General features: G+C 70.6%; 9 protein-coding genes and 2 pseudogenes. 9 read left to right on the top strand and 2 right to left on the bottom strand.

Annotated elements, in window-relative coordinates:
• The first annotated feature begins 4 nt into the window (after positions 1–4).
• From pgsB to POF73_RS46205, 7 genes and pseudogenes are all read left to right on the top strand, one after another.
• Positions 5–1,273, top strand: a complete 1,269-nt coding sequence (gene pgsB / locus POF73_RS11960; protein WP_272114606.1) for a poly-gamma-glutamate synthase PgsB — start codon at positions 5–7, stop codon at positions 1,271–1,273.
• Positions 1,270–1,752, top strand: a complete 483-nt coding sequence (locus tag POF73_RS11955; RefSeq protein ID WP_272114605.1) for a poly-gamma-glutamate biosynthesis protein PgsC/CapC — start codon at positions 1,270–1,272, stop codon at positions 1,750–1,752. The genes pgsB and POF73_RS11955 overlap by 4 nt, the downstream gene beginning before the upstream one ends.
• A gap of 57 nt (positions 1,753–1,809) precedes the next feature.
• Positions 1,810–2,919, top strand: a complete 1,110-nt coding sequence (locus tag POF73_RS11950; RefSeq protein ID WP_272114604.1) for an NlpC/P60 family protein — start codon at positions 1,810–1,812, stop codon at positions 2,917–2,919.
• A gap of 134 nt (positions 2,920–3,053) precedes the next feature.
• Complete coding sequence (locus POF73_RS11945) at positions 3,054–4,349, top strand: cation:proton antiporter (RefSeq protein WP_272114603.1); 1,296 nt, start codon at positions 3,054–3,056, stop codon at positions 4,347–4,349.
• Between the two features lie 117 nt (positions 4,350–4,466).
• Entirely contained in the window at positions 4,467–4,649 is a 183-nt protein-coding gene (locus POF73_RS11940) for a hypothetical protein (protein ID WP_272114602.1), read from the top strand.
• Between the two features lie 155 nt (positions 4,650–4,804).
• Positions 4,805–6,635, top strand: a pseudogene (locus POF73_RS11935) (ABC transporter ATP-binding protein).
• Between the two features lie 90 nt (positions 6,636–6,725).
• Positions 6,726–6,828, top strand: a pseudogene (locus tag POF73_RS46205) (SigE family RNA polymerase sigma factor); the annotation flags it as partial.
• Positions 6,829–7,371: 543 nt separating this feature from the next.
• Here the strand turns inward: POF73_RS46205 and POF73_RS11930 are convergent.
• Both POF73_RS11930 and POF73_RS11925 read right to left on the bottom strand, forming a co-directional pair.
• Positions 7,372–8,661, bottom strand: coding sequence for a DUF418 domain-containing protein (locus tag POF73_RS11930; RefSeq protein WP_443049493.1), 1,290 nt, complete (start codon positions 8,659–8,661; stop codon positions 7,372–7,374).
• Between the two features lie 140 nt (positions 8,662–8,801).
• Positions 8,802–9,329: a hypothetical protein gene (locus tag POF73_RS11925; RefSeq protein ID WP_272114601.1), complete on the bottom strand. Its 528-nt coding sequence runs from the start codon at positions 9,327–9,329 to the stop codon at positions 8,802–8,804.
• A 339-nt stretch (positions 9,330–9,668) separates the two neighbouring features.
• On the opposite strand from POF73_RS11925, the gene POF73_RS11920 reads away from it, so the two are divergent.
• Positions 9,669–10,337 carry a response regulator gene (locus POF73_RS11920; protein WP_272114639.1) on the top strand — a complete coding sequence of 223 codons (669 nt, stop codon included), beginning with the start codon at positions 9,669–9,671 and terminating at the stop codon, positions 10,335–10,337.
• Positions 10,337–11,473, top strand: a complete 1,137-nt coding sequence (locus tag POF73_RS11915) for a sensor histidine kinase (protein ID WP_272114638.1) — start codon at positions 10,337–10,339, stop codon at positions 11,471–11,473. Before POF73_RS11920 ends, POF73_RS11915 begins: the two co-directional genes overlap by 1 nt.
• The last annotated feature ends 681 nt before the right edge of the window (positions 11,474–12,154 follow it).

Raw genomic sequence — 12,154 nt, 5'->3', positions numbered from 1 at the left:
CGCCTTGCTTTTCCTGTACTGCGTCCTCGCGACGTGCTGCGCCGGCCTGCTCGTCGCAGGCATCGTCGAACAGCGCCGCCATGACGCGAATCTCGCCGCCATACCCACCCGAGTGCTGGTCAACGGCATTCGCGGCAAGTCCTCCATCACCCGGCTGTGCGCGGGCGCGCTGCGCGGCAGCGGCCTGGTGACCGTCGCCAAGACCACGGGCACCGCGGCCCGGTTCATCCACCCCGATGCCACCGAGGAGCCGGTCTACCGCAAGTTCGGCATCGCCAACGTCGTGGAGCAGATCGGCATCGTCCGGCGGGCCGCCGGCTACCGGCCCGATGTCCTGGTCATGGAGTGCATGGCCGTCATGCCTGCACTCCAGGAGATCAACCAGTCCAAGCTGATCCGCTCCACCATCGGCGTGCTCTGCAACGTCCGCGAGGACCATCTCGCCGAGATGGGCCCGACGCTGGACGACGTGGCCCGCTCCCTGTGCCGCTCGATGCCGGAGGACGGCATCTGTGTCACCGCCGAGAAGGAGCGCTTCCACATCCTCCAGGAGGAGGCCGACGCCCGGAACTGCAAGCTGGTCTACGCCGACCCGGAAACGGTCACCGACGAGGAACTGCGCGGCTTCAGCTGGTTCACCTTCAAGGAGAACGTCGCCATCGCCATCGCGGTCGCCGAACTGCTCGGCGTCGACCGCGCGATCGCGCTGAAGGGCATGTACGAGGCGCCGCCGGACCCGGGTGTGCTGTCCGTCGAGCGGTACCGCACCCCTGACGGAAAGCAACTGCGCTTCGCGAACGTCTTCGCCGCCAACGACCCCGAGTCGACACTGATGAACATCAAGCAGCTGCTCGAACTGGGCGCGATCCACCGTCCGTTGCACGTCGTCATCAACTGCCGTCCCGACCGTGTGGAGCGCAACGGGCAGATGGGCGCGCTCATCCCCCAGCTCGACCCGGAGACGGTGTTCCTCATCGGCCACCCCACCAAGTCGGCCGCCGACGCCATACCCACGCACTGGACCGGGAACGTCGTCGATCTCGGCGGTGACCGCCGCGACCCCGACCAGCTCACCACGGAGCTGCTGGCTCACCTGGGGCCGGACGCCTCGGTCGTCGCCATCGGCAACATCCACGGCCAGGGCGAACTCTTCCTGGAGCGGCTCGCGGCACTGCCGCCCGACTACCTCGCCGCCGCCGACCCCGCCGATCCGAGCGACGTCCTCACATCGCCCGGCGCCCACCACAACTCCTCCCACGGAGCATCCCGTTGATCCCCGCAGTAGTCACGCCGCAGATCGCCGCCATCGGCATCGCACTCGGTCTGGTGTTCTCCCTCCTGTGCTACCTGACCACCAACCTCTCACCGGGCGGCATGATCACCCCCGGCTGGCTCGCCCTCACCCTCGTCGACGATCTGCGGCGCGCCGCCATGGTCGCGGCCGTGGCAGGCCTGACCTACCTGCTGACCAAGCTGCTGCAGCGCTTCGTCATCCTCTACGGCAAGCGGCTGTTCGCCGCCGTCGTGCTCACCGGTGTCCTGCTCCAGGCCGGGCTCTCCCTGTTGCTCCAACAGCAGTTCCCGCTGCTGTTCGCCCATCAGGCCCTCGGGTTCATCGTCCCCGGTCTCATCGCCTACCAGCTGGAGAGGCAGCCCAAGACAGCGACGGTCCTCTCCACCGGCGCGGTCACCTTCGCCACCTACGTGATCTTGGTGTCCGGGCTGCTGCTGGGCGCCCTGCCCACGCAATGAGCCGCCCCCGCACCGACCTGCGGCGCCATCTCCCCTTCCCCCCATCGGAGTTGACCAGTGAAACGCCTCCTGCCCAGAATCCGTAGGTTCTCCCTGACCAGGAAGAACACGGTCCTGTTCCTGGTGACAGCCGTCCTGCTCGCGGCGAGCTGCGAGCTGTCCCTGCAGCTCAAGCACCGTACCGACAAAACGGATGCCCCACCGGCAACGCAGACATCAAGGGCATCACAGGCATCACTGGGTGACCGAATCCGGGTCAGGAGCGGCCCGCTGCACTTCGAGCGGATCGGCAACCCCGCCCGCACGGTGGCACGCGACCCGCGCGGCACCGTCGTCGCCACGTTCACCGACGGCGCCCGCACGGCCGTACTGACCGGGCCCAGCAGGACCTTCGCGGAGCCGCGTACGACGGATGCCGAGGTCGTCACCAAGAGCTGGGTGCGGTTGTTGCCCAAGCCCTGGGCCCGTGGCGCGGAGCGGAGCGGCTGGTTCAGGACCTGGATCACGTCCCGGCTCGGCAGCCGCGACCCCGACATCCTCGCCACGGCCTTCGACTACGTCGCCGGTGCCCCGGTCCGGACGACGGCAGCGGGAGTCAAATACAGCGGTGCCGCCCGCTACACACCCGACACCGCCGGCGGCTCCGGGCGTGCTGCGCCAGGGAAGCCGAAGCCGCGCACGGGATCGGACTTCTACGACTACCTGGGCATCCCCTGGACCTTCCCCGACACGGTCACCCGCCGCCCCGAGAAGGACCGCGCGCGCTCCGTCGACAGCTCCGGCTATATCCGGCTGGTGTACGGATACCGCTCGGGGTTCCCGCTGAGCAGCAGGGACAACGCGGCGGGCAGCGGGCTGCAGCGGACCCCCGACGCGATCGCCCACGGGCGGCTCGGCGTACCCGTCATTCCCCTCACCGACCGCCGCCCCGCCGTCATCCAGCAGCTCCAGCCCGGCGACCTGGTCTTCTTTCGAACGCGTGAGCTGCCCGGCAAACGGATCGGCCACATCGGTATCTACCTCGGCCTGGACACCGCCGACCACCCGCGCTTCATCTCCAGCCGGAAGAACGCGGGCGGCCCCACCATGGGTGACAAGGGCGGCACCTCACGGCTCGACGGTGACGGCTACTACACACAGGGGCTGCGAGGGGCCCGGCGCCTCTGACAGCGGTAAGGGCCGGTGCTGTCTGCCGGGCCTCGTCCGTTGTAGCGTCTGCCTGTGCTCACGCCGGTCGACGCACTTGTGGAGGTCCCGGTGGGGCGGCCGCCGGCCTGTTCCGAGTTCTGAAGCGGATTCAAATGATCTCTGTCCTGATTGTGATCACCGCGGTGGTGGCCGGGTGGTCGCTGGTCGCCGGTCGGCTGGAGCAACGGCATGTGCGGGCTCCTCTGGTACTGGTGCTCGCAGGCGTGGTCACGGGCGTGTTCACCCACAGCCATATCGCTGTCACCCTGAACTCCGAGGTCGCTCAGCATGTGGCCGAGGTCATCCTGGCCGTCCTGCTGTTCGTCGACGCCACCGAACTGCCGGGCGGGCGACTGTTCGGCAACGACCCCGGCTCCGCCGCGCGGGCACTGCTCGTGGCCCTGCCACTGAGCCTGATCACGATGGTGCTGCTGGGAACGCTGCTGCTGCCCGGGCTTCCGGTGGCGCTGCTGCTGCTCATCGCGTGCATCGTCGTCCCGACCGACTTCGCCCCGGCCGAGACGCTGGTCCGCGACCGGCGGATCCCGGCGAGGGTGCGCAGCGTGCTCAACGTGGAGAGCGGCTACAACGACGGCATCGTGTCGCCCCTCTTCCTGTTCGCGCTGATCCTCGTCGGCACCAACTCCGTCACCCGCACACCCCAGCAGGCCCTCGGCACGGCCGTGCCGTTCGCGTTGAAGGCCCTCGTGGCCGGCTTCGTGGTGGGGGCGCTGGTGGCGTGGCTGATCAATCTCGCCGACCGCGCGGAGTGGATGACGGAGCAGTCACGGCGGATCGTCGTGCTGGTCACACCGCTGCTCGCCTACACCGTGACCACGGCGATGGAGGGCAACGGCTTCGTGGCCTCGTTCGTGTGCGGGATCGCCTTCCGCTACGTCAGGCAGGCACCGGTCCGTCGGCGGGGCGCCTCGGCTCCCCACGCCTCGGACTTCCAGCTCATCGAGGACACCAACTCGATGATGACGATGTGCATGTGGTTCTTCTTCGGCAACGCCGTGGTGCTCGCCGTGGGCGAGGGCATCGACTGGCCCACCATCGTGCTCTGCGCCGCCGCGCTCACCGTCGTGCGCATCCTTCCGATCATGTTCGCCTTCCTCGGCTCCACGTTCACCTGGCGAGAACGGCTCATGGTCGGCGCGCTCGGACCACGCGGCACCACCTCCATCGTGTTCGGCCTGCTCGCGTTCAACGCTCTGCCGGACGGGCAGTACGCCGACACCGCCCTGTACGCCATGACCCTGACGGTGCTCGGCAGCGTGCTGCTCCACGGCGGCGGCTCGGCGGTCATCGCCCGGTCCCTGACCGGCCCGCCCCCGTCGGCTGCCGGCGGCCCCGGCTCCCCGGGGACCGACGAGCCGGAGTCACAGGTCATCGCCAAGCGGAGTTGATGTGCCTGGCGGCCCCGACGGCTACCACCCCAGGCCGGTCTTCTCCAGCCACTCGGCGGGGGTGGACCCGACAGTCGCCGGATGTGCGGCGAGCGGCCGGGCGTCCAGGCTGAAGGCATGACACAGCACGTTCGTGACAAGGAGCCCGAGACCGCCGTCGAGCCTGGCAGAGGCCGGTTGCCGGAACTTCTCTGCCTGACGCTGATGGCGGGCGCCGGTGTCCTGTTCGTCGTCCGTCCTGAGTTCTACGAAGCAGGGGTGCACCTCCTCGCCTCGCGGGCGGCCTCACTGGTCCACTGAGCCGGCGATCGCAGATCTCTTTGGCAGGCGTTGCCGCACGGGCGGCCTCTCTCTGGCCGTCGTACGCCTGATCTCCGCGCCCCAAGGCCCTCCGGCGGGCCGATGCCCGCAACCGCTGACGCGGTGCGCGGCCGACCACGTAGGAAAGGAATCCTGTGAACACCGCATCCGCCCCGGAGGCGACGGGTGCCGAGTCCCTGCACGCCCGGGAGACGCTCAAGGCGCTGTACGGGTACGTCCGTCCGCACCGGTGGGCCGTCGCGCTCGGTCTGCTGTGTGCGCTGGCCGGGGCCGCCGGGGGGCTGGTGCAGCCCCTGGCCACGAAGACACTGGTCGACCGGCTCTCGTCCGGTGGCACGATCGGCACCGTCCTGCTGGCCATGACCGTTCTGGTACTGCTGAGCATGGTGGCCGAGGCGTTCGGTGCCTACGTGCTGGAACGGACGGCGGAGTCGGTGGTGCTCGCCGCCCGCCGCAGCCTCATCGGCCGGTTGCTGCGGCTGCGGCTGGCGGAGGTGGACCGGATGCAGCCGGGCGATCTGATGTCCCGGGTGACCTCCGACACCACGCTGCTGCGGGCCGTCAGCACCCAGGCGGTGGTCTCCGCGGCGACGGGGGCGGTGACGCTGGTCGCGGCGGTCGTGGTGATGGCGTTCCTCGATGCCGTCCTGCTGGGCGTCACGCTTGGTGTGGTCGCGGTCGTCGGTGTGGCTGCCGCGCTGGTGCTGCCGAAGATCGGGCAGGCCGCCGAGCGTGCGCAGGCTGCTGTCGGGGAGATGTCCACGGGCCTGGAGCGGGTCTTCGGTGCGTTCCGTACGGTGAAGGCGTCCGGCGCCGAGGAGCGGGAGACCGCTCGCGTCGAGGCGGCGGCGCGCAGGGCGTGGCGCCACGGCGTGCGCAGCGCGAAGTGGGAGGCCGTGCTGGGTTCGGCGGACAACCTCGCCGTGGAGCTGGCGTTCCTCGCGGTACTCGCCGTCGGCGGGGCTCGCGTGGCGTCCGGGGACATGCCCGTATCCACGCTCATCGCGTTCCTGCTGTACCTCTTCTACCTGATGGAGCCGGTGTACAAGCTGGTCGAGGCAGCGTCCCACTACCAGGAGGGCGCGGCCGCGATCGCCCGGATCGCGCAGGTGGACCACCTGGCGACAGAGAAGCAGCACCGGCACCGGTCGGGGCGGCCCGCGGCGACCCCGGCGGTGCGGCCGCGTCCGGCGTCGGTTCGCTTCGAGGGGGTGTCCTTCCGGTACGGGCCCGGGTTGCCGGACATCCACCGGCGGGTGGACTTCGAGGTGCCGGGCGGCGGGATGACGGCGTTCGTCGGCCCCTCCGGCGCGGGCAAGTCGACGGTCTTCGCGCTCGTCGAGCGGTTCTACGAAGCGACCGGCGGCCGTGTCCTGGTCGACGGCAAGGACGTGACGAAGTGGCCGTTGTCCGAGCTGCGGTCCGTCATCGGGTACGTCGAGCAGGACGCGCCGGTGCTGGCCGGCACGCTGCGGGAGAACCTGGTCTTCGCCGCGCCGGGCGCGACCGACGTCGACATGCGCGAGGTCCTCGCCCGGACCAGGCTCGACGCCCTCGTCGAGCGTCTTCCGCACGGCCTGGACACCCCGGTCGGGCACCGCGGCACGAAACTGTCCGGCGGCGAGCGCCTGGGGGTCCCCCCGCCGAAGGTGGGGGAGCGTCGCGATCGCCCGCGCGCTGCTGCGCGGGCCCCGGCTGCTGCTCCTGGACGAGGCGACCTCGCAGCTCGACGCCGTCAACGAGCTGGCACTGCGGGACGTCATCGCCGAGACCGCACGCGAGACCACCGTGCTGGTGGTGGCCCATCGCCTGTCGACCGTGACGGACGCCGACCGCATCGTCGTCATGGACGCGGGCAAGGTCCGCGCGGTCGGCACCCATGAGGAGCTGGTGGCCGAGGACGAGCTGTACGCGCAGCTCGCGGCGACGCAGCTGCTGACCTCGGCGGGACGCCCCGGCGGGTGAGAGGGGCCCCCGACGCCGAGCACCTCCTGTAGGCCGCCCTCCTGCACACGCAGGAGGGCGGCCTGCGTTCGTGACGAGGCGCGGTTCGGCGCGTACGTGCGCCGAGTCGTGATCAACCCGAGCACCGAGTGGTGGCGTGCGCGCAGAGCGGAGGAGGTGCCGCTGGAGCACGTCCCGGACGCCGGACACGACGAAGTCCGAGTGCGGCGATTGCTGGACCAAGAGCAGCTGCGGGAGGTTCTTCCCCTGCTCGGGGAGCGGCAGCTCGGCCACCCCATCGCGCCCGGTGACGGGCGCCTTTTGAACTTGGAGCTCTCGGACGAGTTGGACCACATCGATGTCGCGGCGGTCCGCGACATCGATGTGGACGCGGCCGAGGAGGGCGGTGTCCACGACCGGATGGGTTTCCCCGGCGTTGCCCGGTGCGACGCCGCGAGTCTCCACACCTGCCTGGGTGGCCGTCGTGGTCTCAGCCGCACCGGCGGCCACCATCTCCTGACCCGCACCAGCCGTTGCCCCGGGCCGCGCCGGGCATCATGCCCACGCATGCACACGCACGCCCACGCACGTCCCGCAGTCGCCCGGACCTTGCCCATGGACGGCCGGTCGACGACAGGCGGAGCCGACAGCGGTCGGCCGGGAGCACGGCCGAAGCCCGCAAGGGCGATCCCCTTGCGGGCCGGGCAGGCCGTCCAGGCCGGGGTAGGACGTGCAGGGGTCCCACCCCGGCCGGACCTCACCGGATGTACTTGGCGGGCTTGGTGGCGGTGTTGAGCAGGTACTCCAGGGGGCCGCGGCGGAAGAAGCGGGACCAGATCGTGGCGAACACGATCGCCCCGAGGACGTACATGAGCAGCGGCACCCATGACTGCTGGGTGCCGGTCCCGGCGGGCGTGGAGAACACGGACTGTGCGACGAAGTGGCCGACGTAGGCGGTCAGTGACATGGTGCCCACGGCGATGACCGGTTTCGCCAGGCGGCGCAGTCGCGGCAGGCGGTCCATCAGCACGGTCGCGCCCACGATCACGAGGATCGCGACTCCAAGGCTGCCGATGATGTCGAACGTGGTGCCGCTGTGCGGCCCGGCCGCCAGGAGCGACGACGCCGGCATATCGGGGAACGACCCGCCGTCGAGCGGCATCGACCCGGAGCCGCCGGACGACGGCATACTGCCGAAGGACGCCGACCCGGAGCCGCCGGACGACGACCCGCCTTCCGCGGTGCTCCGCAACGCGCCGGGGCCGGCCAGCAGCAGGGACATGCCGTACGCGGTCGCGGTGAGGGCGGCACCGAACGCGGCCAGGCGCCGCTGGACAGTGCCGGAGGACAGGTCGAGGCGGCCCAGCGCCATGCCCGCGATCACGAACGACATCCAGGTGAGCGCCGGGTAGAAGCCGGTGAGCAGCAGATCGAGCACGCCTACCTCGCTGAGGTGGCGGAGCGGGTCGTAGGTGTTGATGCTCTGCTGGACCGACGGGGTCAGCAGCGAGGTCAGGGCGAACGCCAGCTGCGGTGTGACGAGGGCGAACGCGGCAGCGATGATCGCGAGGGTCTTGGCGCGCAGGCGGACCAGGGGCAGGGCGAGCAGGAAGTAGACACCGTAGAAGCCGAGGATGATCACTCCCCCGTACTCCATCGCCATCACGGTGCCCAGCGCCAGCAGGACCACGGCGCGGATCGCGATGCGGACCTTCGCCTGCCGGCCGGCCAGGCCGGTCTTGGGCTCGCGGCGGCCGGCGAGCAGCATCAGGGAGAACCCGGCGAGGGTGGCGAACAGGACCGACGAGTGACCGTCCGATATGTACCGGATCCAGCTGGCGACGCCGCTCGTGGCGGACAGCGGGGGGCCGATGTGCACGACGTACATGCCGAACACCGCCAGCGCGCGGGCCAGGTCCACCCCGACGAGGCGTCCCATCGAAGGGCCGGGCGAGGCCGGCACGGCGGACTCGGGGGAGGTGCGGGGCTGCGGAGGCGAGTTCTCCTGCGGAGCTGACGTCTCCTCGGGCAGCTGTGTCTGTGTCATACGGAGAATCTCGCGTGGCCGTCAGGAGACGGACCATCCGGCAGGCTTCGGTAACGCCCCCGCCGACCGGCCGGTACCGCCCCGCCGACCGGCGGAACAGCGCCGCGGCGGCCGGTCGGCGGGCCCGGACGGCCAACCGCCTACTTGATGATGGCGTTGGCCACCACGACCGTCAGCCCGAGCAACGAGTCAACGGTGCCGATCCTCAGGGCGGAGCCCCAGGTGCGACCGGCGGCGCGGGCCGCGAGCAGGCCCCAGGCGAACAGCAGCACCACGTTCACGGCGAAGGCCACATACTCGATGCCCGCCGAGGGCCACCAACCCCAGGCCGCGCCGAGCAGCAGGACCAGCGTCGGCACCGTCGCCACCACCAACGGCCACTCGGACAGCAACAGCCGCACCCCGGCACGCACACCGTGATGGGTCCGGTCGCCGCGCAGGGCGATCAGATGTGCGTAACCGTGCGCCAAGGCCGATGCGGCGGCCGTGACCAGGAGCCACTGGGCGCTGCTGAACCGGTCGGCGGGCGCCGTCTCACCCTGCTCCGTCAGGGCGGCCACCACGGAGCTGGCCAGTACCGCCCCGTACACGCCCCCGAACAGCACATGGGGCCGCGCCGCACAGCGGCGCAGAGCACGGACAGGCTGACGCAGGTACAACTCGGGCATGGCTGGGTGATCCTCGAACGGTACGGAAATCGACTGCGGCCGGCAGACCCGGGCGGGCCCACGGACCGATCCCACCGGACGAGAACCGCCGACACCATCCGCCGGACCTCGCCCACCCGCCCGCCGACGGGCCGGAGCGCTCCCCCCGACCGGCTGGAACCGGCCTGCCGGGTGGCGGGTGTCCACAGCAGCCGCACCGCCGCGCGCCCGGCCGGACGTACTGTCGACAGCGAGCGATCACCGTACGAGAACGTGGACGCCCCGATGCCGGGGTGTACGGGCCGCCGAGCAGCTGGACAGAGCAGACGAGTGTGAGGCGGAACGCCGGTGATCCGGGTAGTGGTGGTGGACGACGAGGCGCTGGTGCGGTCCGGGTTCGAGCTGATCCTGAACGCCTCCGACGGCATCCAGGTCGTGGCGACCGTGGAAGGAGCGCAGGCCGCCGACGTGATCCGGCGCGAGCACCCGGACGTCGTGCTCCTCGACATCCGCATGCCGGATGTGGACGGCCTGACCGTCCTGAGGGAGGTCCGGACGCTGCCCGAGCCGCCGACGGTGGCCATGCTGACCACCTTCGACACCGACGAGTACATCCTGACCGCGCTGCGTTCGGGAGCCGCGGGCTTCCTGCTCAAGGACACCGAGCCCGAACAACTCGCCCACCTCGTACGCACCCTGGCCGCCGGCGGCGTGGTGATGTCCCCGAAAGCCTCGCGGGCTCTGCTGCGCGGCCATCCTGGGGCGGGCACGCCCCAGGTCGCGGAGGACGTGGCGCGCGTGAATCTGCTCACCGACCGCGAACGTGACGTCCTCGTCCTGATCGCGGAAGGACTGTCCAACGCCGACATCGGCACCCGCCTCCATCTGAGCGCGGGCACCGTCAAGGACCACGTCAGCTCGATCCTGACCAAGCTCCGGGTCTCCAGCCGCGTCCAGGCGGCGCTCCTCGCGGAGCGGGCCGGACTGCTCGGCGATGACGGCGCCAACAGGGCAGGGGGCAACGGATGATGAGCACGGCTCAGGAACGGTGGCGGCGGGTGCCGCCCTGGGCCGTCGACGCGGGCCTCGTCGTGCTCGCCGCGCTCGACGCCTGGATCAACCTCTACGGCGAGGCGACACCGTTCATGTGGGCCTGCGCCGCCCTCGGCTGCGCCGGACTGTTCCTGCGCAGGCGCTTTCCACTGACCGTCTTCCTGTTGACCCTGCCCATGACCCTGTTCATGGACGTGGCGGTCGCGCCGATCGCCGCCCTGTACACGCTGGCCACGCGCACCCGCAGCCGCCCTATGCTGGCCGGCTGCGCCCTGCTGAACGCGGCGGCGAGCACCCTCGCCTGGCCCCTGTCCGACACGTTTCCCGGCGACACGTTTCCCGGCGACCGCACCTGGACGCTCATCCAGTTCGTCTACACGCTGGCCACGGCCTTCGCCCCGATCCTGTTCGGCCAGCTCGTGCAGGCCAGGCACGACGTGTCCCGCCAGCTCGTCGAGGTCGAAGTGGCCCGCGAACACGAACGCGCCCTGTACGCCCAGACCGTCCTCGCCCGCGAACGCGCCCAACTGGCCCGCGAGATGCACGACGTCGTCTCCCACCAGGTCAGCCTCATCGCCGTACAGGCCGGAGCCCTGCAGGTCGCCGCCAAGGATCCCGACGCCCGCGACGCCGCCTGCACCATCCGCACCCTGAGCGTGAACACCCTCGACGAACTCCGCCACATGGTCACCCTGCTGCGCGCCTCCGGCGGCAAGGAAACCGAACTCACCCCCCAGCCCACCCTCGCCGACCTCCAGCAGCTGATCGCCAACAGCGGCATCGAGACCACCCTGACCGGCGGGCTCCCGCCCGGCATCAGCACCACCGCCCAACGCACCGTCTACCGCACGGTCCAAGAAGCCCTCACGAACGTACGCAAGCACGCCCCCGGCGCCCGTGCCGAGGTGCGCCTGTGGCACGACGCGCAGCGCTTCGGCGTCACCGTCACCAACACCGCCCCCACCCGCCCCTCCGTCGCCCTGCCCAGCGCCCGGCACGGTCTGATCAGCCTGAGAGAACGCGCCGAACTGCTCAACGGCACCCTCACCGCCGAACCCTCCCCACAGGGCGGATACGAGATCGAACTACGGGCCCCCACCCGTCCCGCCTGAGCACAACCCGCCCGACACGGATCGGCGCTACTTAGCGGAACGCGACCTGGCCCCGTACCTCTCGGCCAAGGTGCTGACGCTGGTTCCCTTCCACAGGGCCTCTACCCGATCTCGTGGAGGCACCGGACAGGCCCCACCGGCCACCTCGCCGACCGGATCGGCCGCAAACCTCTCATCGCCACCGGCATGCTCGTTCAGTCGGCCGGTTTTCATCCTGCGAGGCGGGGCCTCGTTGATCCGCGTCGCGCCCGCCGCACGGTCCAGCTTCTCGTCCGCCAGCACTACGGCCGCAGCCCGTAGGGGGGCCTGTCACTATGCCCGCCCGGCACACCGGCAACACCCTCGCCGCCGACACCGGCGCCAAGCTCAGGACCTCATGGCCCGCGCCGGCCAGTCCTCGGAGCGGGGGCACGAATCTGGCACGCGACCGCTGATCACCACGGACAGCAAAAAGGCCCGGGTCTCTGACCTGGGCCTTAATCATGGAGCGGGTGACGAGAATCGAACTCGCGCTCTCAGCTTGGGAAGCGACGGCGCTTGGGCGGGCCATACGGCTCTGACGTGTGCAGATGGCTTTCCTTCGGACGCTCGCGCAGGTCGGATTGCGCCGCTGTTGACCGTGGTTGTCTGCTCTTACGGGCACGCTATGGGCACGGACGCGACGACCGGTGGGCAGATCGT

The organism is Streptomyces sp. HD (genome assembly GCF_028369295.1).
Classification (GTDB): domain Bacteria; phylum Actinomycetota; class Actinomycetes; order Streptomycetales; family Streptomycetaceae; genus Streptomyces.
This window is presented reverse-complemented; position numbering and strand designations above follow the sequence as displayed.